24 protein-coding genes are annotated in these 25356 nt (G+C 71.3%); 2 read left to right on the top strand and 22 right to left on the bottom strand.

The window, feature by feature from the left end:
* Positions 1-33 precede the first annotated feature (33 nt).
* The gene (locus tag WMF19_RS37440; RefSeq protein WP_437894735.1) at positions 34-699 is read left to right on the top strand and encodes a PE-PGRS family protein; all 666 of its coding nucleotides are present in this window, start codon (positions 34-36) and stop codon (positions 697-699) included.
* A 43-nt stretch (positions 700-742) separates the two neighbouring features.
* Here the strand turns inward: WMF19_RS37440 and WMF19_RS37435 are convergent, their stop codons facing one another.
* The 5 genes from WMF19_RS37435 to WMF19_RS37415 all read right to left on the bottom strand — a co-directional run bounded on the left by WMF19_RS37435 (position 743) and on the right by WMF19_RS37415 (position 8122).
* On the bottom strand, positions 743-1393 hold the full coding sequence (locus WMF19_RS37435) for a hypothetical protein (protein WP_272102496.1): 651 nt from the start codon (positions 1391-1393) through the stop codon (positions 743-745).
* A gap of 133 nt (positions 1394-1526) precedes the next feature.
* Positions 1527-3266: an ABC transporter substrate-binding protein gene (locus tag WMF19_RS37430; RefSeq protein WP_437795581.1), complete on the bottom strand. Its 1740-nt coding sequence runs from the start codon at positions 3264-3266 to the stop codon at positions 1527-1529.
* A gap of 325 nt (positions 3267-3591) precedes the next feature.
* The gene (locus tag WMF19_RS37425; RefSeq protein ID WP_437894734.1) at positions 3592-5397 is read right to left on the bottom strand and encodes an acyl-CoA mutase large subunit family protein; all 1806 of its coding nucleotides are present in this window, start codon (positions 5395-5397) and stop codon (positions 3592-3594) included.
* Between the two features lie 60 nt (positions 5398-5457).
* Entirely contained in the window at positions 5458-5964 is a 507-nt protein-coding gene (locus WMF19_RS37420) for a hypothetical protein (RefSeq protein ID WP_437894733.1), read from the bottom strand.
* Between the two features lie 82 nt (positions 5965-6046).
* Positions 6047-8122: an OmpA family protein gene (locus tag WMF19_RS37415; RefSeq protein ID WP_437795590.1), complete on the bottom strand. Its 2076-nt coding sequence runs from the start codon at positions 8120-8122 to the stop codon at positions 6047-6049.
* A gap of 248 nt (positions 8123-8370) precedes the next feature.
* Here WMF19_RS37415 and WMF19_RS37410 point away from each other — a divergent pair, with 248 nt between their 5' ends.
* A complete protein-coding gene (locus tag WMF19_RS37410) occupies positions 8371-8574 on the top strand; it encodes a hypothetical protein (RefSeq protein WP_437894732.1) in 204 nt (67 codons plus the stop codon).
* A 41-nt stretch (positions 8575-8615) separates the two neighbouring features.
* Here the strand turns inward: WMF19_RS37410 and WMF19_RS37405 are convergent, their stop codons facing one another.
* The 17 genes from WMF19_RS37405 to WMF19_RS37325 all read right to left on the bottom strand — a co-directional run bounded on the left by WMF19_RS37405 (position 8616) and on the right by WMF19_RS37325 (position 25017).
* Entirely contained in the window at positions 8616-8873 is a 258-nt protein-coding gene (locus tag WMF19_RS37405) for a BolA/IbaG family iron-sulfur metabolism protein (RefSeq protein WP_437894731.1), read from the bottom strand.
* 124 nt (positions 8874-8997) lie between these two features.
* Positions 8998-10179: a thiolase family protein gene (locus WMF19_RS37400; RefSeq protein ID WP_437894730.1), complete on the bottom strand. Its 1182-nt coding sequence runs from the start codon at positions 10177-10179 to the stop codon at positions 8998-9000.
* Positions 10180-10188: 9 nt separating this feature from the next.
* A complete protein-coding gene (locus WMF19_RS37395) occupies positions 10189-12570 on the bottom strand; it encodes a 3-hydroxyacyl-CoA dehydrogenase/enoyl-CoA hydratase family protein (protein ID WP_437894729.1) in 2382 nt (793 codons plus the stop codon).
* A 586-nt stretch (positions 12571-13156) separates the two neighbouring features.
* Positions 13157-13432, bottom strand: coding sequence for a hypothetical protein (locus WMF19_RS37390; RefSeq protein ID WP_437795602.1), 276 nt, complete (start codon positions 13430-13432; stop codon positions 13157-13159).
* Between the two features lie 310 nt (positions 13433-13742).
* Positions 13743-14057, bottom strand: coding sequence for a hypothetical protein (locus WMF19_RS37385; RefSeq protein WP_437711844.1), 315 nt, complete (start codon positions 14055-14057; stop codon positions 13743-13745).
* 218 nt (positions 14058-14275) lie between these two features.
* On the bottom strand, positions 14276-14707 hold the full coding sequence (locus tag WMF19_RS37380; protein WP_437894728.1) for a hypothetical protein: 432 nt from the start codon (positions 14705-14707) through the stop codon (positions 14276-14278).
* Between the two features lie 85 nt (positions 14708-14792).
* Positions 14793-15089, bottom strand: coding sequence for a hypothetical protein (locus WMF19_RS37375; RefSeq protein WP_437894727.1), 297 nt, complete (start codon positions 15087-15089; stop codon positions 14793-14795).
* Between the two features lie 222 nt (positions 15090-15311).
* Positions 15312-16175 (bottom strand): helix-turn-helix transcriptional regulator, encoded by an 864-nt coding sequence (locus tag WMF19_RS37370; protein ID WP_437894726.1) that lies wholly within the window; start codon positions 16173-16175, stop codon positions 15312-15314.
* Positions 16176-16293: 118 nt separating this feature from the next.
* A complete protein-coding gene (locus WMF19_RS37365; protein ID WP_437894725.1) occupies positions 16294-17070 on the bottom strand; it encodes a PP2C family protein-serine/threonine phosphatase in 777 nt (258 codons plus the stop codon).
* 118 nt (positions 17071-17188) lie between these two features.
* Positions 17189-17572 carry a hypothetical protein gene (locus WMF19_RS37360; RefSeq protein ID WP_437894723.1) on the bottom strand — a complete coding sequence of 128 codons (384 nt, stop codon included), beginning with the start codon at positions 17570-17572 and terminating at the stop codon, positions 17189-17191.
* Entirely contained in the window at positions 17569-19173 is a 1605-nt protein-coding gene (locus WMF19_RS37355; RefSeq protein WP_437894722.1) for a hypothetical protein, read from the bottom strand. Before WMF19_RS37355 ends, WMF19_RS37360 begins: the two co-directional genes overlap by 4 nt.
* Positions 19174-19204: 31 nt before the next feature.
* A complete protein-coding gene (locus tag WMF19_RS37350; RefSeq protein WP_437894721.1) occupies positions 19205-20269 on the bottom strand; it encodes a PEGA domain-containing protein in 1065 nt (354 codons plus the stop codon).
* A 2-nt stretch (positions 20270-20271) separates the two neighbouring features.
* Positions 20272-21333 carry a hypothetical protein gene (locus WMF19_RS37345; RefSeq protein ID WP_437894720.1) on the bottom strand — a complete coding sequence of 354 codons (1062 nt, stop codon included), beginning with the start codon at positions 21331-21333 and terminating at the stop codon, positions 20272-20274.
* 109 nt (positions 21334-21442) lie between these two features.
* Positions 21443-22150 (bottom strand): sigma-70 family RNA polymerase sigma factor, encoded by a 708-nt coding sequence (locus WMF19_RS37340; RefSeq protein WP_437894719.1) that lies wholly within the window; start codon positions 22148-22150, stop codon positions 21443-21445.
* On the bottom strand, positions 22143-22406 hold the full coding sequence (locus WMF19_RS37335; protein WP_272102473.1) for a hypothetical protein: 264 nt from the start codon (positions 22404-22406) through the stop codon (positions 22143-22145). The genes WMF19_RS37340 and WMF19_RS37335 overlap by 8 nt, the downstream gene beginning before the upstream one ends.
* A gap of 35 nt (positions 22407-22441) precedes the next feature.
* A complete protein-coding gene (locus WMF19_RS37330) occupies positions 22442-24508 on the bottom strand; it encodes a serine/threonine-protein kinase (RefSeq protein WP_437901714.1) in 2067 nt (688 codons plus the stop codon).
* Positions 24505-25017, bottom strand: a complete 513-nt coding sequence (locus tag WMF19_RS37325) for a hypothetical protein (protein WP_437894718.1) — start codon at positions 25015-25017, stop codon at positions 24505-24507. Before WMF19_RS37325 ends, WMF19_RS37330 begins: the two co-directional genes overlap by 4 nt.
* Positions 25018-25356: the final 339 nt, after the last annotated feature.

The raw sequence follows: 25356 nt of genomic DNA, 5'->3' as shown, positions 1-25356 counted from the left end.
GCCGCGCGAACACAGCGTCAAAGAGGTCCTCACATGCTTTCCCAGAAAACTGCACTTCAACTGGTCCTCTGTCTGACCATCGGCTTCTCGGCGGCTGCCTGCTCTGACGACGGTGGCGAGACGGGCAACAGCACAAGCACCTCGACCAGCACCTCGACCGGCAGCAGCAGCACCAGCAGCAGCTCGGGCCAGGGCGGCGGCACCGGCGGGACCGACGGCCAGGGCGGCGCCGGCGGCGCGGATGTCGGCACGGGCGGCCAGGGCGGCGGCACCGGCGGCGCGGATGTCGGCACGGGCGGCCAGGGCGGCGGCACCGGCGGCGCTGGCGCCGGCGAAGGCGGCTCCGCCACCCCAGGCGATCCCGCGTGCGGCGCGGACACCGCGACCTTCGCTGACGTGCGGCCGATCCTGCAGACGAACTGCGCGGGGTGCCACGGCAATAACGGCCCGGCGTCCGGCGGCCTCGATCTCCGCGCGAACGCGGCCCACGACGGGCTCGTCGAGCACGACAGCGCGACCTGCGACGGCAGGGTGCTCGTCGTGCCGGGCAAGCCGAGCGAGAGCTACATCATCAACCTGCTGCACGGCCAGAACCTCTGCGCCGAAGGCAAGCGCATGCCCCCGCCCCCGAACCAGGCCCTGTCCGCGGCCAATATCAAGAAGATCAACGACTGGATCTGCGCCGGCGCTCCCGAGTGAGCCCCTCTGCCCAGCTCAGCGCCTGTCCCGACGGCGCAGGCTCTCAGTAGACCTTGCAGCGCGCGCCGCCCGCGGCGCGCGCATACGGGATCTTCGCGCTTCTCCCCTTCACGTAGATCGCCCCGCCCGGAGCGGGCCTCGGGATCACGGCGCCTGTCGCGAGCGGCCGCCCGGTGGGCAGCTCCTCGACCTCGATGACGATATCGTTCCCTTCCTGATCGACCGCCGAGATCGAGGGCCGCCGGCTCTCCTCGTCGGCAGCGCCGCCCGGGCAGGGCACCCCGCGCGCGCTCAGGGCGATGGCCAGCGTATTTGCCGAGGTCTCCGGCGCGCCGGCCGCCCACTGGAACCTGGGGTCGCGCGCCTCCCCCACCTCCACGGCCAGGCAGCTGCAGCGCTCCTTGCGCGACTCGGCGCGCGCGAGCGAGAGATCGTGCCGCACGCCCACCCACGACGAGGGCGCCCGCTCCTCGGGCGTGGACGGGGCGCCGCCGAAATCGTCGGGCTCGCCGAAAGCCCTGCGCGGCGCCTTCTTCTTCGCGCCCGCCTGATCCTCCGGCGCGGCGGGATCGACGGCGTTGCCCTCCCAGAACGCCGCGGCGCCCGCGTGCTGGTTGCCGCCGCAGGCGGCGAGGAGGAAGACTCCGGAGAGGAGCGCAGCGAAGCGTGCAATCTGGACGCCCGAGGGGAGCATGCAGTGCGATCTTCGCACCGGCGCCGCCGGCGGCCAAGGTTTGTGCTGAGTCGGAGGGATGAAGAGAGAGAGAAAGGCTAGGCGGGGACACACACGCTGCGCGCCGGAAGCCCGGCGCGCAGCGCAGGAGCCTTCACTTCGGCTTGATCTCGGTCAGAACGAGCAGGTAGTCCGGCGAGTTGTTCGGCGACAGCTTCGCGTACGGGTTCTCCTTGCTGGGCCACCCGACGAAGCGCTTCGTGCTGTACTCGCCCCAGGACGGGTTCTTGAACAGCGGGATGACCGGCACCTGCTGGGCGTAGATCATCTGGAGATCGTCGACGATGGCCTTCTGCTCCGCCGGATCCGTCGCGGCCGCGAACTTCTTGAACAGCGGCTCGGCCTCCTTGGCGGCGAAGCGGTGCCAGTTGCGGTTCGAGACCTCGTTGACGGGCTTCACGAACTCCGGGGCCATGAGATCGCGGTAGTAGTTGAACGGCGTGGGCTCGGTGTTGGTCCAGCCCATCGACATGTCGAACGTGCCCTTCTGGAGCGCCTCGAAGAACGCGCTGAAGTCGTAGGTCTTCAGCGTGGCATCGATGCCCACGGCCTTCAGGCTCTGCGCGGTGATCTGGACGGCGCGCACCCAGTCGGACCAGCCGGTCACGACGTTGATGTCGAACTTCAGCGGCTTGCCGTCCTTCGCGCGGATCCCGTCGGCGCCCTTGGCGTAGCCGGCCTCGTCGAGGAGGGCGTTCGCCTTGGCCACGTCGAAGGTCGTCCAGTCGCCGGCCGCGGCAGCCTTGTCGCTGCGCCAGCGCCCGTAGGCGTCGTCGAGCCCGGTCCCGTCCGCGCCGACCGTGTAGCCGTTGACCGCGACCTTCGCGATCTGGGCGCGGTCGATGGCCATGCTGATGGCCTTGCGCAGCTTGATGTCGTCGAACGGCTTCTTCGTGGCGTTCGGGTAGAGCGTCACGGTGCCGCCGACGAGCGGGAACCAGTAGTGGTTGTTCTCCGGGTCCTTGGCGACGTAGGTCTTGTCGATGTCGGGCACGAAGTTGCCGGCCCAGTCGACCTCGCCGTTGATGAGCGCCAGGTTCGCCTGGTCGTTGCCCGGGTACGCCGGGAAGCGGAGCCCCTCGACCGCCGGCTTGCCCTTCTGCCAGTAGTTCGGGTTCTTGCCGAGCTCGTAGATCTGGTTCTGGAAGGTCTTCACCTCGGTGAAGGGGCCCGTCGCGACCGGGTTCTCGTTCGTGAACGTGACCGGGTCGGCGACGTCCTTCCACTTGTGCTCCGGCACGATCGGCTGATGGCCGATGTAGGTGAGGCCGGGGACGAACGCCTCCTTGAAGACGAACTCGACCGAGGTGTCGCTCTTGGCCTCGACCGAGTCGATGAGCTTCCACACGCCCGTGAGATCGAGCGCCGGGAACTTCTTGAGGAGGCCGAACGTGAACGCGACGTCCTTCGCCGAGAAGGGTTGTCCATCAGACCACTTGACTTCGGAGCGGGTCGTGAAGGTGAGCTTCTTGTTCGAGTCGCTCCACTCGTACTTCGTGGCGAGCCACGGGACGTACTCGCCCTTCATCGTGTTGTACACGATCATGGGCTCGTAGATGCCCGCGACGGTGGGGAAGCGCGTGGCCCCCTCGCCGAGCAGGGGGTTGAAGTTACGAACCCAGGACGCCTGCTGCTCCCTGGAGATGGTGACGAACTTCGCGCCGCCCTTCGCATCGCCCTTCGCGCCCGCAGCCCCGGCAGCGGGCCCGGCCGAGCCAGCGGGCCCCGCGGCACCGGACTCGGGCCCCTTGTTGTCGCAGGCCGCCGTGGCGCCGACAGATAGGACGAGCGCCGAAAGGGCAAAAATGCGGCGCGACATGGATCGACTCTTCATAAGCTTGCTCCCTACGCGGCGACCTCGGTCGCCCACGACGATCCTCTTTCTCGACCGACAGCTCGCAGCGCCGCAGCGCAGCGACAACAGCAGACCGTACGGCGGCGCCACGGATGAGCCGCGACTGCGGCAACCTGACGCCGGCGCACTCTACCGGCCGACGTAGAGAAGTGTCAACCTGACGAATCGAGGGGTTCCCCGGCCCCTACGCCGCCCGCAACCTGATCGGATGCGCACGCCGGGGCCCGCGGCGCACCGCAGCAAGCGGCGCGCGCTCCTTCCTGTGCGCTCTTACCCGAGCGATCCCGCGCGTTCCCGCGCGCGCTCAGAACTCGGCCGGATCGCTGTAGGTCCCCAGGACGTCGCGCAGCACGTCGCAGATCTCCTGCTCGGTCGCGTAGGCGCTGGCCGCCGCGATGAGGGGCGGCATCAGGTTGTCGCGGCCCCGCGCGGCGCTCCGCACGTCGGCCAGGGCGCGCCGCACCCGGTCCTGGTCGCGCTGGGCCTTGACCCGGGCCAGGTTCTCGCACTGCACGCGCTGCACCTCCTCGTCGATGCGGAGGAGGGGGATCGTCTTCTCGCCCGCCGCGGCGTAGCGGTTGACGCCCACCATGATCCGCTCGTTCGATTCCAGCTCTCGTTGAAACCTGTAGGCCGAGGCGGCGATCTCGCGCTGCGGATACCCCTTCTCGATGGCGGCCACCATCCCGCCCATCTCGTCGATCCGCTGGATGTAAGCGAGGGCCTCCTTCTCCAGGCGGTCTGTGAGCCACTCCACGTAGTAGCTGCCGCCGAGCGGATCGATGGTGTTCGCGACCCCGCTCTCGTGGGCGATGATCTGCTGGGTCCGGAGGGCGATGGTCACGCTCTCCTCGGTCGGGAGCGCGTACGTCTCGTCGAGCGAGTTCGTGTGGAGCGACTGGGTGCCGCCGAGCACGGCGGCGAGCGCCTGGAGCGAGACGCGGACCACGTTGTTGTACGGCTGCTGCGCAGTCAGCGACACGCCGGCTGTCTGCGCGTGCGTCCGCAGCTTCATGCTCTCGGCCTTCTTCGCCCCGTACCGCACCTTGAGGAACCGCGCCCACATGCGGCGCGCGGCGCGGAACTTGGCGATCTCCTCGAAGAAGTCGCTGTGGACGTCGAAGAAGAACGACAGGCGCGGCGCGAAGGCGTCCACGTCGAGGCCGCGCGCGACGCAGCTCTCGACGTAGGCGAGCCCGTCCGCGAGCGTGAACGCGAGCTCCTGCGCGGCGGTCGAGCCCGCCTCCCGGATGTGGTATCCGCTGATCGACACCGAGTTCCACCGCGGCACCTCGCGCGCGCAGAACTCGATCATGTCGGTCACGATGCGCATGGCCGGGCGCGGGGGGACGAGCCAGGCGTGCTGGGCGATGAACTCCTTGAGGCAGTCGTTCTGCACGGTGCCGCCGACGCGGCTCCGCGGGATCCCGCGCTTGTCGGCGAGCGCGATATAGAACGCGAGCAGCACGGCGGCGGGGCCGTTGATGGTCATCGACGTCGTCACCTGGTCGAGCGGGATGCCGTCGAAGAGCACCTCCATGTCGCGGAGCGTGTCGACCGCGACACCGCACATCCCGACCTCGCCGAGCGACCGCGGAGAGTCGGAGTCGTAGCCCATGAGGGTCGGGAAATCGAAGGCGGTCGACAGGCCCGTCTGGCCCTCTGCGAGCAGGTATTTGAACCGCGCGTTCGTCTGCTCCGGCGTGCCGAAGCCCGCGAACATCCGCATCGTCCAGAGCCTGCCGCGGTACATCGTCGGCTGGACCCCCCGCGTGAACGGGTACTCCCCGGGCAGCCCGAGATCCGCCGCGTGGTCGACCGGCGCGTCGGCCGGGGTCGCGAGGTCGGGCACGTCGATGCCGCTCCACGTCGTGAACCGCTCGCTCCTCGGCGGGAAGCGCGCCGACGCCTCGGCGACCGGGCCCGCGCGCCACGCGGCCACCGCGCGCCGGAGCGCCGCGAGCCCTGCCTCGTCGAGCCCGAGCCCCTCTCCGCCCCCGCCGTTCGTGCATCGGAGCGCGTCGCCGCCGCGCTCGCCGGCGTTTTCCGGGGATCCGACCGCGCGATCCGCCGCCGTCTCCGGAGGGGGGGTGAGCTCTCGAGGCGCCATGGCCGGCATTTTAGCGCGGCGCGCGCGCGATGGCGCCGGGCAACGCGCCGGTGCGGCGCATCACGGGCAGTCCGCGTGGAACACCGCGGAGGCGACCGGCGTCGCCCCGTCCTCCAGCGAGTCCTCGATCGCGCCCGTGATGCGGATCCCCTCCGCGGCGCAGAGCGCCGCCGCGGCGTCGGCCGGGAGCGTCCCGCCCTGAGCGCCGGTATCGACGGTGAACGCCACGGTGACATCGCTGTCCGGAGCGACCTCGACCGGAAGCGCCGCCGTGGTCTCGGCGGGGAGCGGCTCGACGATCGAGGTCTTCTGATCGGCGCTCGTGATCGCGAAGGTGCGCACCGCGACGCGGCTGGGCCCGCTGGCCCGCGCGCTCAGGTGGAGCTCCAGCGCGAAGCTCGCGGTCAGGCCGGTCCCCAGCGCACTCGAGGAGACGGTCGCCTCGGGCGCCGCGATGGACGGGTCGACGAACACGGCAGCGTCGGTGTTGATGCAGCCGCTCGCCGTCATGGCGAGCGCCGCGGCGGCGAGCGTGGTGGCGGCGGAGCGGCTGGCTCGGGCCTTCATGGGCCCACTCTCTCCCGGCCCGACCCGTCCTGTCCAGATCGGCGGCGCCGCCCTTTCGCTCAGGGCGGCGCCGCACCTCCGCTCAGGGAGGCGGCGGGTTGACGCCCTTGGATCGGGCCAGGGCGCAGCCGAGCTCCACGTTGGTCGGCCCCTTGTCGGTCCGCACGACCTTGAACTCGACGCGCCGGTTCTTCTCCCAGGCGGCCGCGTTGTGGGCCGGATCGATCGGGCAGTACTCGCCGTAGCCCATCGAGCGAACGCTGTCCTTGTTGACGCCGCGCTGCGCGAGCGCCGCGGCGACAGCGTCCGCGCGGGCCTGGGTCAGCTTGAGGTTGTACGCGTCGGCCGAGCGCTCGTCGGCGTGCCCCTGCACCTCGATCATCGTGAACTCCGGGTGGTGCTTCAGCGTCTCGGCCACCGCCTGCACGATGCCGAACGACTCCGGGAGGATCTCGGCGCTGCCGGTCGCGAACTGGATCTTCTCGAGGATGACGATGTTGTTCTCCTCGATCACGACGCTGCCCTTGTCCGGGCAGCCGTCCTCGTCCTCGAGGCCGTTGAACGTCTCCGGATCGTTCGGGCACTTGTCGGCCACGTCCGGGATGCCGTCCCTGTCGTTGTCGGGCTCCGGGCACCCGTCCTCGTCCTCGAAGTCGTCCTTGTCCTCGGGGTCGTTCGGGCACTGGTCGGACTTGTCCGGGATGCCGTCCTTGTCGTTGTCCGGATCCGGGCAGCCGTCCTTGTCCTGGAAGCCGTCGCGGTCCTCCGGGTCGTCCGGGCACTTGTCGCGCGAGTCGAGGATGCCGTCGCCGTCGCGATCGCCGTCGCTCCCCTCCGGGCAGCCGTCGTCGTCCTCGTCGCCGTCGCGGTCCTCCGGGTTGTTCGGGCAGCGGTCGTCGACGTCGAGGATGCCGTCCTCGTCGTTGTCCGGATCCGGGCAGCCGTACTTCCCCGGGGGCGAGTCCGCCTTCGTGTCCTGGAAGCCGTCGTAGTCCTCGGGCTCGTCGGGGCAGTCGTCCTGATCGTCCTTGATGCCGTCGCCGTCCCGATCGCCGATCGACGGCTCGAAGACGAACCCGATGGTCCCGCGCTGCGCCGCGGCCTGGAACCCGGGCGTGTACCCGACCCCGAAGCCGAGCATGAGGAAGCTGTTCCGCTCGATGAAGAGCTTGATGCCCCCCATCGCCTCGGCCGACAGCTTCTGCTCGGCGCTGTCGCCGCCGCCGACCTGCTGGGTCAGGTAGGTCTCGACCACGAGGTCGAGCGGCGTGAGGACGCGGTAGCTCATGCCGGCCCCGGCGGTGATCAGGTCGGAGTACTCGAGGTCCCCGTGCTTGAGCTGGAAGGTCGTGCCGTCCTGGCGCAGGCCGAACACGGGGTTCTTCCCGGCGTGGCCGCGGTAGCCGACGTTCGCCGCGATCCGGAACGGGTTGGTCGTGCCGAGCCGCTTCTCGAGCACGAGCTGCGGCCAGAAGAAGAACCCCGGATCCGACGCGAAGTCCTGGGTCCCGCCGACCCCGATCCCGGCCTGGGCGATCACCGCGAGCCCGATCACGTCCTGATCGGGGCGGAGGATGCGCGCCTTCGCGTGGATCGCCAGGTTGCCGAGCGCCTGCGCGTCGAGCGAGTCGTCGTTGTAGTTGGCGCTGCCGCCCGGGCCGATGTCGTCGACCGGCTTGCCCCCGTTGAGCACCACCGGGACCGAGAGCCCGACGACCAGGAAGTTGGCGATGCCGTAATCGAACTGGAACGTCCCCTGGAACGCGTGATTGAGCATCACGTCCGTCCCCCGGTCGTTCTTGGTGAGCGGCAGGATGTTGTGCCCGTAATCGAGCACGAGCCCCAGGCTGATGTCGTTCGCGCCGAGGATGTCTGCCCCGTTGACGGAGAAGAGCCCCTTGGAGTCGATCGCCGGCCTGAACAGGTGCAGGTCCATGCCGTCGCCGTTGGTGCCGTCTCCCGTGCGCGTCTGGGCCGCGGCGTCGCCCGCTGTGGCGGCGGTCATCGCGGCGCCGAGGACGAGGGAGAGCAGCCCGGCGCCCAGGCGGGAGGCTCGGCCGGGGCGCGCCTGGGCCGGGAGCGCCGGGAGCCGGGCGTCGTTCGCCCCAGGGGCGCCTGGGAGCGGTTCGGCGGGGAGCAGCGGGGAACGAGGCGTCATGGGAGGGTCCTCGGGATCGTGTGAGGTCGCTATCGGGCCAGCGCGTGGGGCGCCCGGCGCCACGTACCATCGCGCGAATTCCGGTGTCAAACAGACGGCGCGGCGAGCTCGCGGCGCGAGCGACGGCGGCGCCCCGCCGGACCTGCCACACGCCCGGCGCCGGGCGACTCGCCCGGGAGCGGCGCGCGCCCGCCGCGCCCTTACGGGAGGCCCGTGATTCGCCGGGAATCCTGAGTCGGTGCGCGTCGATGCGCGCTGACGTGCTGCGCGGCCGAACGCCGGGACGTCCGGGTAGGGCGAAGTTGTCCGGACGATCGGAGCGGAGTATTCCGTGGAAGGTTGGGGCAACAGGTGCTCGGCGCGCGCTCGGGGGTCGAGGGGAGGCCCCCGTCGCCGGCAACACCGCCAACGGCGACGGCTGCAGCAGCACCTGCCACGTCGAGGGCGACTGACGTCACGCCCCCCGCTGATTCGCCGAGCGGGGCGCCCCCGCTTAGGGCGTACGCGTCTTGAGGCTGTCGATCGCGTGGACGGGCGCCTGGTCGCCGGCCATCAGGTGGGCGATCGCCCCGTAGACCAGCCGCTGGCTCTCCAGCATGCTCTTGCCGGCGAACACCGGCGACGTCACGACCAGGTTGAAGTGGCCCCCGCCGCCGGTCACCTCGGCGGTGGAGCTCTCGATCTTCGCTTCGATGGCCTGCTTCAGGGCCTCGGGGATCGACCCCTGAAAGGTCGTCAGGTGGCTCGGCATGGGCGATCTATAGGCCATCGCCCCGCCGCGGGAAAGCCGGAGCGCTGGGCTCGGGCCGCGGCGGGGCGCGCTGTCGACGGGATCGACGAGACGGGAGGGGAGAGGCGGGATCGGCGCTGTGGGATCAGGCGCGCGCGGCCGCGCCGGCCAGCTCGATCAGGCCGGCCGCGCCCATGCCGCCGCCGATGCACATCGTCACGACGGCGTACCGGCCGCCGCGCCGGCGCAGCTCGTAGAGCGCGGTCGCGGTGAGCTTCGCGCCGGTGCACCCGAGCGGGTGGCCGAGCGCGATCGCGCCGCCGTTCACGTTGAGCTTCTCCTCGGGGATCTCGAGCGTCCGCTGCACGTAGACGGCCTGCGAGGCGAACGCCTCGTTGACCTCGAAGAGGTCGATGTCGGCCATCTTCAGCCCCGTCCTCGCGAGCAGCTTGCGCACCGCGGGCACCGGGCCGATGCCCATGATGGCGGGGTCGACGCCGACGGTCACGAACGCCCGGAAGTACCCGAGCGGCTTCACGCCGAGCGCGTCCGCCTTCGCCTTGCTCATCACGAGCGCCGCGGCCGCGCCGTCCGACAGCGGCGAGCTGTTGCCCGGCGTGACGCTCCCCTTCGCCGAGAACGCCGGCTTCAGCCCCGCGAGCGCCTCCGCCGTCGTCTCCTTGCGGATCAGCTCATCGGTGCGGAAGTCGAAGGTCGCGCGCTTGCCGTTCTCGAAGCGCACCCCCTTCACGGTGACGATCTCGTCCTCGAAGCGCCCGGCCGCGCGCGCCGCCGCCGCCTTCTGGTGGCTCTTCAGCGCGAACGCGTCCTGGTCGGCGCGGCTCACCTGGAAGCGGTTCGCCACGTTCTCCGCGGTGATGCCCATCGGCGTGTACACCGTCGGACAGCGCTCCATCGCCTCCGGCGACGCGCTCAGCTTGTTGCCGGTCATCGGCACCATCGTCATCGACTCGACGCCGCCGGCGACGGCGATGTCGAGCGATCCCATCGCGATGCTGCCCGCGGCGCTCGCGATCGCCTGGAGCCCGCTCGAGCAGAAGCGGTTGATGGTGATCGCGGACCCTTCCTGCGCCATCCCGCCGAGGAGCGAGACGACGCGCGCGACGTTGAGCCCCTGCTCGCCTTCCGGCATGGCGCAGCCGAGGACGAGGTCCTCGACGTCCTCCGGCTTGACCTGGGGGACGCGCTGGAGCAGCGCGGCGACGACCTCGCCGGCGAGCTCGTCGGGGCGCTTCAGCGCGAGCGACCCTTTGTGGGCCCGGCCAACGGCCGAGCGGACGGCCTCTGCAATTACGACGTCGACCATGGCGTTCACCTAGTTCCGGAGGGGCTTGTTGTTCATCAGCATGTACTGCATTCGCTCGGCGCTCTTGGGCTCGCCGCACAGGCTGACGAACGCCTCGCGCTCGAGCTCGAGGATCTCGTCCTCGGTCACCTCGCGCGCCCCGCCGCCCGCGCCGCCGCAGAGCACCTCGGCGAGCTTGCGCGCGATCTTCGCGTCGTGCTCGCTGGCGTGGCCGCCGGCGACGAGCGTGTCGATCATCATCTGCAGCGTCGCGATCCCGCTCTCGCCCGGAAGCTTGTAGGCGCGCGGCACGGGCGCGTGGTACCCGGCCTCGGCCAGCCCGATCGCGCGCGCCTTCACCTCGTACAGCTGGCGCGCGCGGTCGAACGAGACGCCGTCCGTCTTGCGGAAGAAGCCGAGCGCCTTCGCCTCGTCCGCGCTGGTCGCCACCTTGGCGAGGGCGATGTTCTTGAAGACCTGCGTCACGATGTCGTACGTCGGCACCGTCACGCCCTCGGGGATCCCCTCCAGCGCGCGCCAGAGCATGTTGAGCGTCCCCGCGCCGCCCGGGATCAGGCCGACGCCGACCTCGACGAGCCCCGCGTACGTCTCGGCCGCGGCCTGCACCGCGTCGCAGGCGAAGCAGAGCTCGAGGCCGCCGCCGAGGGTCATCCCGTAGGGCGCGGCCACGACCGGCACGCTCGCGTACTTCAGCCGCTGGGTCGCATCCTGGTACGCCTTCACCATCTTGCGGATCGCGTCCCAGTCCTTGTTGCCCGCGGCCATGGCCACGAGGAACAGGTTGGCGCCCACGCAGAAGTGCTCGCCCTGGTTGAAGACCACGAGCGCGCGGAAGTCCTGCTCTGCCTTCTCGGCGGCGAGCGAGAGCATCCCGATCGAGTCCGGATCGAGGCTGTTCGCCTTGGTCTTGAAGGTGACGCCGAGCACGCCGTCGCCGAGGTCCCAGGCCTCTGCGCCGTCGTTGGCGAGCACGGCCTTCGCGCCCCTCGCTGTCGCCCGCGCGCCGGCCAGCGTCACGTTGCGCGGATCGACGGGCCGGGCGACGTACTCTCCCTTGAGCAGATCGAACACCGCCCCATCGGCGCGGTAGAACGACGTCGCGCCGCTCTGCTTCATGCGGAGGATCGACTCGGGCAGCTTGATGCCGTCCTTCTGCATGCGCTCGACGGTCTCGGCGAAGCCGAGCGCGTCCCAGGTCTGGAACGGCCCGAGCTCCCAGTTGTACCCCCAGCGCATGGCGTCATCGATCGCCACGATGCTGTCGGCGATCTCGCCGACGCGCCGCGCCGTGTACGCGAGCGAGCGGGAGAGCACCTTCCATGCGAACTGCCCGGCCTTGCCGGTGTCGCTGGCGAGCTTCTTCACGCGCGCGGCGGGGTCCTCGATCTTCTCGCACGACCTCGTGGCCTTCTTGATCGCCTCGTCGCCGCCGTGGGGGCGGTACTCGAGCTTGGCCGGGTCGAGCGTCTCCAGGCCTTCCTTGGCCTTGCGGTAGAAGCCGCCCTTCGTCTTGTCGCCGAGGAGCTTCGCCTCGATCATCTTCCGGATGTAGGCGGGCACCTTGAAGACGTCGCGGTCCTCGTCGCGCTCGAGCGCCGAGTAACAGTTGTCGGCGACGTGGGCGAAGGTGTCGAGCCCGACGATATCGCCTGTCCTGAAGCTCGCGCTCTTCGGGTGGGCCATGGCGATGCCGGTGATGGCGTCCACGTCTTCCGGCGCGAGGCCGTCCTCGATCATGAGGTGGATGGCGGTCAGCATCGCGTGGGTGCCGATGCGATTGCCGACGAAGTTCGGCGTGTCCTTGCCGAAGACGAGGCCCTTTCCGAGCACGTCCTCGCCGAGCTTCCGCACGCGGGCGACGACGGCGGGATCGGTGTCGGGCCCGACCACGAGCTCGAGGAGCTTCATGTACCGGACCGGGTTGAAGAAGTGCATGACGAGGAATCGCTTGCGGAAGTCCGCCGAGCGCCCTTGCATCATCTCCTCGATGCGCAGCCCGGACGTATTCGACGCCACGACCGCGTCAGGCCGCAAGACCTCTTCGAGCCGCGCGAAGAGGGCGCGCTTCGGCTCCATCTTCTCGATGATCGCCTCGATAACGAGGTCGCATTGGGCGAGCTCGGCGAAGTGGTCTTCGGTGTTGCCGGTGCGCACGAGGCGGGCGTTCGACGGGTGGAAGAACGCGGCGGGCCTGGCCTTGAGGGCCTTCTCGAGCCCGCCTGCGGCGAACCTGCTGCGGGCGGCCGGGTCCTTCTTTTCGGCGTCGGTGAGGTTCGGGGGCACGATATCGAGGAGCAGGACCTCGATGCCGGCGTTCGCGAAGTGGGCGGCGATGCCGCTGCCCATGACGCCCGCGCCGATGACGCCCGCGCGGCGGATTGGTTTCGTCATGCAGATCCTCCGGAGAGATGAATGGGGCGCAAACCATTGACGGAAAGGGCCCCGAGCGCAAGCGTATCCGAGGTGGACGGCCGCGCGGGAGAGCGAGCAAGGTCACGCGTCGCTGTCGGGGGCGCGCGCTGATCGGCGGGGCGCCGCGGGACGCCGGGCGGACCAGCGCGGGTGTGCGACACGGAGCGACAGCTGCAATGAGAGGCGGCGTACGTGGGACACCGCACGGGCGCGGGTGGGTGATGCGAGCGGAAGCTGCGATGAGAGGCGGCGCGCCGGAATGAGGGGTGGCGCATCCGGACGAGGGACGGCGCAGCCGAGCCGACGCGGCAGCGTCCTCTGGATTACCGACGACCCGTGCGTTCCAGCGATTGGCCGTCCTCTGTGCGCTTCCGTTTCCGGGAGAGCGGCGGAGATAGGGAGTTGGCTTCTGAGACGAGCTGTCCAGGGCGCCCGCCTGCGATGCGGCCGTGCTCAGGTGAGGCCGCGCAGGCGCGCTCAGGTGAGGCCGTGCGGGCGTGCTCAGGCTGGGCGTGCGGGCGTGCTCAGGTGAGGCCGCGCGGGCGCGTCGGCTGGTGTCGGTCGCTCAGTGCCATGCCTGAGCGGACTGAACTGGCTGTCCGGTGCGGTCGTGCTCGGCGAGGAGGCGCTTCGAGATCTCGACGCACTCGACGCAGGTGGCGAAGCGCGACTTGTGCAGGCACTGGATCCAGGTCGCCGATCCTTGCGCCAGGAACTCCTCCGGATCGAGGTGCTTGCCGCAGGCGACGCAGTGGATGTGCTTGTGCTCGTGGGGCTGCGCCGGGCGCGCGGGCGCGAGCGCCTTCCGCTCGCGCTTGGTCAGTCGCTTCTCTCGCTTCATGGTCTCCTCGATGACGGGTGGCCGCACGGCCTCGTGCGGGCGCCGGTGAAGCTACCACGCGCCGCTTGGCGAGGGTCCCGGACGGCGGCGCGGAGGACTGCGGTGCGGCGGCGCGGGACGGACCGGCGCGACGTCGCCCGCCGATGGCAGCGGCGTGTGGGCGTGTGGGTTGACTTCGTCCATGGGGTGTGCGTACCGGGCCAGGCGACCGCGCGCCGGAGTCCGCGCTGCGCTCGGACGGCGTTGCGAGAGCGGCGCGGACTGCGGGAGTGGCGTGGGCGCTGGGCCGGACGCCGTGGGCCCGCGCGCGTTACCCCTCGCCGTCCTCGCAACCACGGAGCGCCTCCTCTTCGTCCATCTCGGCGACCTCGGTCGCGTAGTACCGAAGGGAGTGATAGGTTCGCCGCAAGGCCTTCAGGAAATCGAGCCCATCCTCGAGGTTGTAGACGCGCTCGTAGCTAGGCAGCCCTTGCTCGAGGATGTCGCCCACCGCGTTCATGCAATTCGGGTGGAGCTTCACGATCTGCACGGGGGGGCCCTCCGACCCGAGGACGAAGCGAGCCAGCGGGACGACCTCCTGGTGAGCCCTGACGAGGTGGAGCTCCACGAATTTGACCTTGGCCATCTTGCTCTCACTCTACCTTGATTTTTCAGCTCTTCGTCGAAGTTCGGGCCAGCGTATTCACGCGGCAGCACGCAGGGGAGCCTGCATCGCTGAAGATGGCCGAGCACGGGGTCCCGTTCACGCCACGCTTGATTCATGTGCCGACGACCTCGAGAACGCCTGGCTCACTCCCAGGGCTCCGAGCGCCGCTCTGCACGCGCCGCCTCGCGTCTCCTGCTTCAATGCGACGCTGCGAAGATGACGGAGGGTGCCTGCTCGATCTCCGGTCTGTCGTAGACGATCTCCCCCGCGTCATTCTTGCGATAGATCTGGAACACCTGGACCGCTTCGCCCGAGGCGAGCTCCACGACGGCATGGATGGCGTCCACGTCCTCCGATGCGCCTCGTTCGCGGACCCGCACGTCTCGATAGAGCGCGACCGCTCGGAGCTCCTCGGCCGCCGCGCGCTGCCGGAACGCGGTCGTGAGAAGCGTCCAGCCGTCAACACCGCCGTGCGGTGCGACGCCAATGGCGTACTTCCCGGCGGCGTCGACCGCGATGGAACCGGGAAGAAATGTTCCCTGTTCCTCCAGAGCACCCTTTGCAATGTCGAGCGCCAGCGCAACGAGACGCGAGAGCTCGCGCATCCTTTCGTGATTTTCGTTGTTCATAGACGGCATGTCCCGATCCTGATCGGTTGATGGATGTCTCGATGAAATACAGTGAGCCGCGAGGCGGAGCAAACAGGTCCTCCCGTCATGACGTGATGCCAAGCAAGAACGGCGCGTCGGACCAGAGGGGCCAGAGCGTGCGGTACGGGTGCGTCGCCAGCATCACACCGCCGCTCGGGAGGCGGCGGACGTGGTAAGGAGAATGGCGTTCGATGAACCAGATGTGCTTGCCCGTGTAAACGTTAACCTCGGAGGTGGGCGCGCCCTCCTTCGTCTCATGGATGAGTTCGAGCGCGCGCAGCTCGACAGCGCGCCACTCGTCGACTGACACGGCGGAGGCTTCGAGCGCATCGAGCAGTATGGCTGGCGGCGTGGAGAGCATCGCGAGAACTTGCTCGCGCGTGAGTTCGACATCGCCCGGGAGGCGGGCACGTGGGCCGCGCCGAACCGCGCTGGCGTGTGCAGGCCGCTGCCTCGATTGTCATAGAATTCCCGCTCATGTCACCCGTCTCCCAGCCGCGCCAGCACGCATGTCACGTTGTCTGGTCCGCCATACTCCCAGCCACCAGGCGTCCGGTCAGGGAGCCCGGAGGCAGAGATCTTTTCACCCATGGCGCCCTACGCCCGGGAGTGTCGTGTTCAGGGGAGAGCGCTCTGCTTCCTCCCAGTCGGAAGCATTGGCAGCGCTCGCCCCTCCTTCGTCGGGCTGTAGCGGGAAGCTCGTCAGGGTGGCAGCGCGGCGGGCGAGCTCTTCCCCCGCGACGGCGCGGACAGGGCGCGGTGGCCGGAGCTGCGGCAGGGGAGGCGGCGGGAGCTTCGCCCGCGGGTTCCTGGCCGCGAGCTCGGGAGACGGCACCACGGGCGGAGGAGTGTCGAGCGCGCGGGGAGGTACCGTCGGCGGAGCCGGCGACGCCGGGCTCTCGCGCCTGGTGACGGGCTCGCCGACCTGGACCACCACGGTATCCTCCGCGTCAGTCCGGCGGTCGTCGTGCAGCCGCCAGAGGCGCTCCCAGTACCGCGCCGGCGTGCCGGTGAAGGTCTCCAGCTGCCGCGCGAGGCCGGGCGTCATGGGCAGGTCGCTCCTCAGCAACCGTTCCACCTCCCTCGGTTCCAACCCCGTGCTCTCGCCCAGCTTTCTCCTCCACGAAGGCGTCGTCGCACAGAACGACTCGAGGACCCTTCCCGGCCAGGGGACGGGGCGCCCTCGGGCGTCTCTCAGCTCGGCGAGCGTCGCATCGACGTGACAGTCCAGGATGCGCCGGTATCGATCTCGCTCGCCCGCTGCCTGCTCCTTCGCATCGGTGAGGGCTGCCTCCTCTTCATCGTGCGCGTGCTCGCGCGCCTCACGAAGCCCGCGCTCTCGTCCCAGCGCTTCGCGCGCGGTGACCGCGAAGCCGATCGCGACGCACGCGATCATCGCGAACCCGAGCGGCGAGACGAGCCACATTGCACCCAGCATGTCCTCCATGTTCCCTCCTCAACCGTGAGCCTTCTTGTCCGCTGTACGGCGGAGCCAGGCCTTGTGCTGCCCGACACGAGGCATCCCCTCGAGTCCGCCCTTCGTCGCGCCTGCCACGGCGCGCACGTCACCCGCCTCCCAGCCGCGCCAGCACGCACGTCACGTTGTCCGGCCCGCCGTGCTCGTTCGCGAGGTCGATCAAGAGCTCCGCCGCAAAGCCCAGGTCGCGATGCGCCCCGAGGATCCCGGCGATGCGCTGCTCGGGTACCGGGCCCCACAGCCCGTCCGAGCAGACGAGGAAGATGTCTCCCGGCGCCGTCGCCTCCACGCGCGACTCGATGTCGACGTTGTCGTCGGCCCCCAGCGCGCGGGTGATCGTCCTCGCCCGGTTGCTCAGCGCCTCGACCGCCTCCCGCGCTCCGTCGCCGTCACCGAGCAGCTCTTCCAGCAACGTGTGATCCCGCGTCAGCCGCTCCAGCTTTCCGTTACGCAGCCGGTAGACGCGCGAGTCGCCCACGTGCGCGATGTACGCCATGCCCGGACCGAGCAGCACTCCTGCGAAGGTCGTCGCCATGCCACGCACCTCGTCCCGCCGCTGGCTCGCCTCGTAGATCGCGCGATTGGCCTTCCGCACGCTCAGCACCAGCCGTACCTCGTCCCGGTCGTGTGGCGTCGCCGTGCCGTAGGGCCACGTCTCTTCGAGCGCTTCATCTTCCTCGAAGCAGCTCTTGACGACCTCGATGGCCATGCGGGACGCGACCTCTCCGGCCGCGTTGCCGCCGAGCCCATCGGCCACCATGAAGAGCCCCACGCACGGCAGCGCCGCGAAGCTGTCCTCGTTGTGGCTCCGTCGCCGGCCCACGTCCGACTGCGCTGCCGCCTCGATGGCGAGCTGTGGATACACCTTCGTCCTCCTCGCGCGCTCGTCGTCAAGACGAGCCGAGCCATGGCGCGCCGCCCTCGGCGGCGCGCGTTCCTCGAGATCTGAGCAGTCCGCGCCGCGCGCGGCCTTCGCTACGTCGCTATCTCAGCGCTACCAGCGCCACGCCGCACATGACCGCCAGCACGAAGAGCACCGCGCCGAGCAGCGCCAGGCGCGAGCTGCGCCGCTCGGTCTCGCCGTTCTCCGGCACCGCGCTCACCCACGCCTCGTCGCCCGCCCTCTGGGTGGCGGCTCGCTCTTCAGCGGCCCACTGCTCCACCTGGCTCGCCAGCCGCACGAGCAGCGCCTCCATCCGGGGGTCCTCGACCCCATAGATCTCCATGACCCGTCGGGCCCGCTTCTCCGCGAGCCGCTGCTTCTCCGCTGGCGGCGTCGTCGCGCACCACACCGGATCCATCCACGGATCGAGCGAGGCTGCCGGATCCGCTCGCAGCTGGGCGCGGATGTCCTCCATGCTCATCATGGCGTTGACCCCTCACACGGCGCCTGCGCCCCGAAATCCCAGCAAACCCCGCTCGCCCCCGGCGCCCCGGCGCTCACGGGCGGGCCGCCCGGCGCGGCGCTGCCGCCGTCGCCCGCCGTGCCGGGGGTGAACTGTACCGCAGGCGCTTTGCCCGGGGCCGCCGCATAGGCAATGCCTACGGCGTGGCCGCCTCGACCGCCGGCGCCTGAGCCGCCAAGACCGCCTCGGCCGCCATCTCCACCCTTGCAGCCGGGAATCGAGTCGCCCTGTCCCGACCTGTCACCGCCGGCACTACCTGCACCTCCAAGGGCACCCGGTTGTCCGCTCGCTCCATCGCCGCCCTTGCCGGCCTTGCCCACCGCGACGGTCACGTCCGTCAGCACCAGCTTCGTGCCCACGCTGAGGATGCCGACGCTCGACCCGCCAGCCTTGCCGCCGCCTCCTCCTTTGCCGCCGCACCCGCCGGCTCCGCCGCCGCCACCGCTCGCGCCCACGCCATCGACGAGGGTGGAGTTGAGCGAGCAGAACAGGCCGGCCTTCGCGCCGCCCCCGCCTCCTCCCCCTTGACCTCGCGTCCCCAGTGTGCCGTTGCCGCCGTCGCCGCCCGCGATGCCGGTCATCGTCAGCGTCGTATCGCTGCCAGCGACGCCGGCGACGCCGGCATCGCCGCTCTTGCCGTCCTCTCCACGCCTGCACTCATCAGCCGCATCGGTTTGACCGGTGCCGCCCAGCCCCTTGTTGTTCGGGTTCGGGTCCGGCATCGGCTCGCCATCCCGGCCCACCTGCCCGTTGCCCTCCTCTGTCCCCGTGATCCCTCCGGTCCCGCCGTCTCCGCCGCGCGTCTCGCCGTCCTCGCACGTCGTCACGCCCGCGGTCCCGCCGATGACCTGGTTCGGCGCCACGCATGCGTTCGACGCTTTCATCGCCTCTGCGCTCGCGCCCGTCACGGGCGCCTCGGTCGGCGTCGTCCCGTTCTCGCCGTCCATCCCATCGCCCGCGCTCACGTCCACCTGCGCGAGTTCCGCCTCGATGTCCGCCACCGCCACGCCGATCGACGACCCGCCCGGCAGCGTCGCGCTCGCCGCGCGCACCGCAAAGCTGCGCACCTTCGCCCCGCTCGCGCCCTCCGCCAGCGTCAGCGCGATCCGATCCGCGGGCCCCTCGATCGCGCTGCGTGCCTCGGCGCTCCAGATCCATCCGGCGTCGCAGTCGAAGCCGCCGATCACCTCGACCTCGGCTCCGATCGTCACGCTCTCCGCGAACGCTCCGCTCGCGCACGCGAGCACCCGCTTGCCGTTCGCGTTCGCGATCGCTTCATCGAGCGACGCGTACGGCTGTGCCTTCGTCCCATCCCCACCAGGCTCGGCGCCTGCGCTCGCGAACACCGCGCACTCCTCCGTCACCGTGCTCGCGTCCTCCGTTGGGTCCGCATCGCACACGGCGTCGCTGCCGCCTCCACCGCCCTCACCGCTGCTTACGTCGCACACGAGCGTGAGCGTGCAGTCGTCCGGCATCACATACGGGAAGCATCCCAGCGGCTGGCTGCCCGCAACCATCACCCCGAGAAGGATCACCGAGCCACAGCGAGCAGTCCGACGCATGTTTCTCTCTCCTCGATCCCCTACGCCCTGCTCAGAAGCCACCGCGCACTCCAATCCCGAGGCCGTTCGACCCGACGAGAGGCACTACATGCACGCGCTGCTCGTTCACCGGGGGGCGGGAGACGACGCCATAGACGACTGTTCCGATCGCGACCGTCCCCGCACCGACGAAGCTCCAGAACGCCGCGTTGCTGAAGTCGTAGCGAGCGGCGACGGCGTCCTTCAGCTCCGTGCATCGCGCAGGTGCCCTCGGAGCCTTACACGCATCCAAGCCGCCCTCTTGGCGCAGCAGGCTTCGCTGCTCTTCCGCGTCGCTGGCGTTCGCGTTCGCCAGCACCGTGAACACCACCCCCGCCACCGCCGCCGCCCCCGCCGTCGCCGCGCCGCCGATCAGCAGCGCCGTCCTCGGATCGCGGGCGTGCTTCTCGGCGCCGCGGACCAGCGGCGCCATGGTGGTCTCCGGTCGCTTCGGCGGCGGTGCACCCGCCGATCTTTGCCCAAGCTCCACCTCATCCTCGATCTGCGCGCCGGCCACGAGCTGCACCGTCATCTTCTTCGTCTCGTAGTCCTCGTGCTCCACCGAGATCGCGTGCGCCCCAGGCTCGACGAACAGCGGATCCGCCAGCGGCGTCAGCCCCCGCAATATGCCGTCCACAAACACACGCGCCCCGTCCACCTTGGTGCGCACCACCAGCGTCCCCACCTTCGCCCGCGCCGCTGCGTACGCCGCTTCCCCTCGGGCGCGCTCCTCCGCGGTGCTCGTCGCGTCCTCCGCCATCTCCCGCACGTACCTCGCCAGGTGCTCCGCCGCGTCGCGGTGGCGGCCCAGCTTCAGCTCCGCTGCGCCCAGATTGCCGCGGATGGTGTAGTGGGGGTTCAGCGACAGCGCCGCCAGGAACGCGGCCCGCGCGTCGGCCCAGCGGGACTGCGCGAAGGCATCGACGCCTTCTCTGAACAGCTTTCGAGCTTGCTGGGTCATCGCGACGGTTTCCGCCTCGTGCGGCGCCGTGCTCGGCTGTGTCCTGCCTGGCACGGTCGTCGAGAGCAGCGCGAGAAAGCTGGCGACAGAAGCGATGCTGCGAATGTAGCTAGGCATGATCAGAACTTCGGCTCCGTGTGGAAGGCGCGAATGGCCGATGGATCGCGGGACGCGTTGACGCTGGCAGCAGGCGCCAAAGACGGCGCCTCCGTCGACGCGGTCGCGGGTGGTGCCGGTGTGACGGGTGCCGGTGGCGGCGTGTCGGCCGTCCTCACCGGTGAAGGCTGCCGCGTCGGCGGTTGCGGCTCGGGCACCCTCGGCGCCGGCGCGTGCACCGCGGGCGCAGGTCTTCGGCGCGCAGCAGGCGCTGCTTCACCTCGATCGGAAATCACCGCAGGCGCCGCGCGTTCGGCGGACGCCTCGGGCGGCGCTCCCTCGGCCGCGATCTCCTCGACGGCCAGCGGCGCGCTCTCCGCGCGCTCGTCGCTCCCTGTCACGGCTGCGCCGCTCGCTGCCGCGCCGCTCGCCGCCGCCTCGCGCATCGCGCGCTCAGCGCTCGCCGCGTCCCGCGCGACCGCGCTCTCCACCGGCGCCTTCTCCTTCGCCCCGCACATCGCCGCGGCCCCGATCCCCGCCGCCAGCGCAAGCATCGCCGCCACCGTCCCGGCGCGCCGCGCCTTCCCCGGCCTGGCGTCGGTCTCGCCGCCGTCCTTCTCCTCCGCCGCCTCGCTCCTCGGCCGGTGCGCCGACGGCAGCGCGCTCTTGTCGATCACCGCCGCCCCGGCCGCCGCGTCCGCCGCCCACGGGCTCCCCCCGCCGCTCTTCTCCGCGCCGCTCTTCCCTCCGCCCCGCTTCGCCGCTCCCTTGCGCGGCGCCATCGCCTCGCGCAGCCGCGCCGCCGTGCTCGGCTTCTCCTCGTGGTCCACCCGCACGTTCACGCGCGGCTCTCGGGGCGGCGGCCCTTGCTTCGTCCTCTCCCACACCGCGTACGCCTTCCAGTACGCCTCCACCTCGTCGCGCAGCTCCGGCTCGATGTAGATCACCCCCGTCCGGAACGCCGGGTGCGACACCAGCTGGCTCGGCGTCGGCGCCGGGCTGGCCGGCGCGCCGGCGTCCGGCTCGCTCGCCGCGCCTCCCTCCGCCTCGCGCTCCCCGCGCTCGTCCCGGTCCTCGTCCTTCACCGCCTCGCCTCCTGTCCGTGCCGCCGGCCCCTCACCGCGATCCATCGTCCCTGCGCGCGCGACTTCTCATCTTTCTCATCCCCGATCGACCCGCCCGCCCGCCGCCCGCTCACAGCTCGTCCTCGCGCGGCGGCGGCTCGGTCACTCCGGCCGCGCGCAGCAGCTTGCCGAGCCGCACGATCGCCCGGTCGTGGACCCGGTACGCGCCCGGGTGCGGGATCCGGAGCGCGCCGCCGATCTCCGCGAGCGGCCGCCCCTCCACGTAGCGCATCGACAGCACCTCGGCCTCGCGCGGCGTCAGACGCTCCAGGGTGCGCCGCAGCAGCGCGTGCGCCCGGCCGTGGCGCTCGCGCCGCGACAGCGCCTCCTCCCCGGTCTCCGGCGTCGCCACGCCGGCGGCCGTCGCGAAGACGCTCGCCGCGAGGCCGTCGACATGGTCGAGGAGCCGCTCCTCCGCCTTGCCGTCGACGTCGGTCATCACGTCGCCGGACCGCCGCTGCCGCGCGATGTAGTCGTACCCGCCCTGCAGGCAGAGCGCGACCACCCGGTCCTGCTCCCGCGCCTCCCGGAGGTACCCGTCGAGCATCGCGCCCCGGATGCGGTGCCGCGCGAAGCGCGGGAAGCTGTCGTCCCGCGCCGGATCGTAGGCGAGCGCCGCCTCGATGAGCCCCGCACGGCCGAGCGACATCAGCTCGTCGAACGAGAGGTGCTTTCGCAGCCTCGGCGAAAGCCGGCGCGCCGCGCCGCTCACCTCGTGCAGCGCCGACGCCGCGAGCGCCTGCTGCGCCGGCGTCAGCCTCGCCTCGGGGTCAGCCATTGTCGCCGCCCCCCGCCTTGCGCCGGGGCTCCACGGCGCCGTCCCGGGCCGCCACGCCGCTCCCGAGCGGCGCCGCGCGAGGCCGCGCGCGCTCCAGGAGGTCCCGCCCGACCTCGTCCTCGGTGAGCGCCTCCACGAGCAGCTCGCGCATGGTCTCGATCACGTCGTGCGACGCGATCCCGCGGTAGCGCGCGAGCGTCCGCTCGACGACCTCGTCGAGGAAGGGATCGGTCGCGCTGGGCTCGTCGTTCGACATGTCTTCGCTCCTTGCTCGTTGCTCTGCGCTCACCCTCAGAAATTGGGCTTGTTCCCGAACGGCAGCTCCTCGTGTCGTCTCTCCCGGGGCGGTGCCGGCCGGGCCGGCGCCGAAGCGCGCCCGCTCGAGGGCATCGGGTAGATGTCCTCCTCCTCGTCCGGGGAGATGTCCTTCTGCCCGCCACGCCCCTTCGACGTGAGAAGCCAGTCCCACGGGCGCCGTGCGGGCGCTCGCGCCGCCCCCGCGACCGGACGCGCCCGTGTCGCCGGCACGCTCGGCGACGCCGGCGCGCTCGGCGACGTCGGCGCGCTCGGCGACGCCGGCACGCTCGGCGGCGCCGGCGTGCTCGGCGGCGCCGGCACGCTCGTCTGCGCCGGCGTGCTCGCCTCCGCAGGCGCGCTCGCCTCCGCAGGCGCGCTCGCTCGGGCCGCCGTTCCCGTGGATTCGGCGGGAGGTGACAGCGCGGCCTCGGACGCCTCGACGCCGCGGGGTTCGGCTGCGCTCTCCGGCACGCGCGCGTCCGGCGGCGCCCCGCTCTCGGCGCGCGTGGCGTGCATGGCGTTGGAGCGCGCCGGCGCCGCCGGCGCGCTCGCGACGACCCCGCCGGCGGACGCGGCCGGCACGGCCCCGCTCTCGGAGGCGGCCATCGCAGGGCGCTCGCGGCGCACATGGATGTACAGCGCTGTCGCGGCGCCCGAGACGGCGATCGCCAGCACCGCCGCGACGGCGCAGCGGCGCAGGAGCTGCATTCGCCAGCGCCGGTCGGCGACGCGGTCCGTCGCCGGCAGACCAGGTCCCACGAGGCTCGCTCCCTGGGCTCCCGGGGACGATCGCACCGTGACCGGCCCGGGGGTCACGAGCAGCGGCCAGCCCGGGTCGGCCCCCGGCGGCACGCTCGGCGGCGGGTGCCACGGAGGAGCCGAAGGCTGCGCCGGCCGCGCCGTGCCCTCCTCGCGCGCAGCATGCGCCGCGTCCTCCTCGCGCGCCGCCGGCGCCGTGTCCGCGTCCTCGCGCGCATCGCTCCCGCCGAGCTCGGCCGAGGCTGCCGGCCCGGGGACGATCACCCGGCTCTCGTCGGGCTGCGGCGCCGTGATCAGCCGCTCGGGCGATCGCGGACCGTGGTGCTCCCGCCGGGCGCCCGGCGTCCCTGGGTCCGGCCCCGCGGCGAGCCGGCCGGCGCGCACGTCCGACAGGTAGCGCTCCCGGAGCTCGCGCAGCGCGCTCGCCGCCGCGCCGGCGTGCCTGAAGCGCTCGGCCGGCCGCTTCGCCAGGCCGGTCTGGACCACCGGCCAGACGTAGTCCGGGATCGACGGCACGATCTCGTGCACCGGCACCGGCATCCGCAGCATGTGCGCCGCGACGAGCTGGCCCTCGCTGGGCATCCCCGAGAGACCCCGGCCCGTGGCGAACACGTAACGGCCGGCCAGGAGCTCGTAGATCACCAGCGACAGCGCGTAGACGTCGCTCGCCGGCGAGCACGGCTCTCCCCAGCACTCCTCCGGCGCCGTGTACGCCGTCGTGCCGAACCGCTGGCCCGGCCGGGTGCTCGGCAGACCGTCGACCCGGATCTTCGCGATGTTCAGGTCGAGCAGCTTGACCTCGCCGTGCCGGTCGACGAACACGTTCTCCGGCTTCACGTCCCTGTGCACGATCCCGAGGTCGTGCGCCGCCGCGAGGCCGTCGGCGATCTCGATCCCGACGTGGAGCGCCCGCGCGATCGGCAGCGGCGACTCCACCTGGCAGATCCGGCGGAGCGACTGGCCCTCCAGGAGCTCCATGGCGATCCAGACCGTACCGTCGGGCAGCGCGTCGGCGCTGTGCACGGCGACGATGTTCTTGTGCCGCAGCCGGCAGAGCGCGATGGCCTCCTTGTGGGCGCGCTCGCGCACCTGCTCGGAGCTCGCGTAATGCGGGAGCAACAGCTTGAGCGCGACCCGCCGCTGCGTGAACTCGTGGACCGCCTCGTAGACGACGCCGACGCCGCCCGCGCCGATCATCCGCACGAGCCTGTGGCCCGCGACGTTGCTCCCCGGAAGATAGGTCGCCGGCGGCGAGGACGTCCCGGCATCGTCGTCTCGCGTGCTGAGCTCGCCCTGACTCATCCAAGCCACCCCCGCATCAAGAGCGCGCCGACCATACCAAAGAACGCCGCGGTCGCGGCGACGGCGAGCCAGCTGGCCACCGGCGCTGGCGGACGCGGAGCGAGCGCCCGCGCGGAGCACGCGCGCCACTCCGTCGGATCGGAGCGTGGAGCCCGGCGGACCGGAGGACAGGGCACTTCGATCACGATGGGTCGCGTCACGATGGGTCGCGTCACGACAGGTCGCGTCACGACAGGTCGCGTGACGGCCGCCGGTGCGACCGGCGCGAACGGCGACGGCGCCGTCACCACGGGCACCGGCGCCGTCGCCACGGAAGCGGGCGGCGCCTGGGACGGCTGCCAGGGAAGAGGCGAATCCGGGCGAAACGACACCGAAAGCGGCGCGGTGATCAGCGGGGCCGGAGGGGGCGCGACGCGACCCAGCGGCCCGGCGGCGCCCTCGCCGGCGCGAAGGACCTCGTCCAGGGGCACGGTCGCGAGCGAGCATTCGATCGAGCTGCGGGCGGTCACGGCCAGGTTCCTCTCCAGCAAGCGCGGGCATGAGCGCAGGCATGAGACGGCGGCGGCAACGGATCCCGGGCGTGACATCCGAAGGGGGTCGTCGCTCTCCTGCCGTCCACGGGTACCATCGACCCTGCGCGCCCGATTTCTTAGAAAAGTGATCGGTCCCGGGAAAACCATGGGCGCCTGAGGGTGCGGCTGCGCTCCCCGAGAGCATGGCTGCGCAGGCGGGAGCCGTGGCTGCACGCTCGGGGGCCATGGCTGCAGGAATGGCTTTCTCCGGCCTGGTCCGCCGCGTGTCATCACGTGTCATCGCGTGTTATCGCGTGTTATCGCGTGTTATCGGAT

It is taken from the genome of Sorangium sp. So ce124 (assembly GCF_051525235.1).
GTDB classification, from domain to species: Bacteria; Myxococcota_A; Polyangia; order Polyangiales; family Polyangiaceae; genus Sorangium; species Sorangium atrum.
The sequence above is the reverse complement of the archived record's forward strand: the minus strand, read 5'-3'. Positions and strand labels throughout refer to the sequence as shown.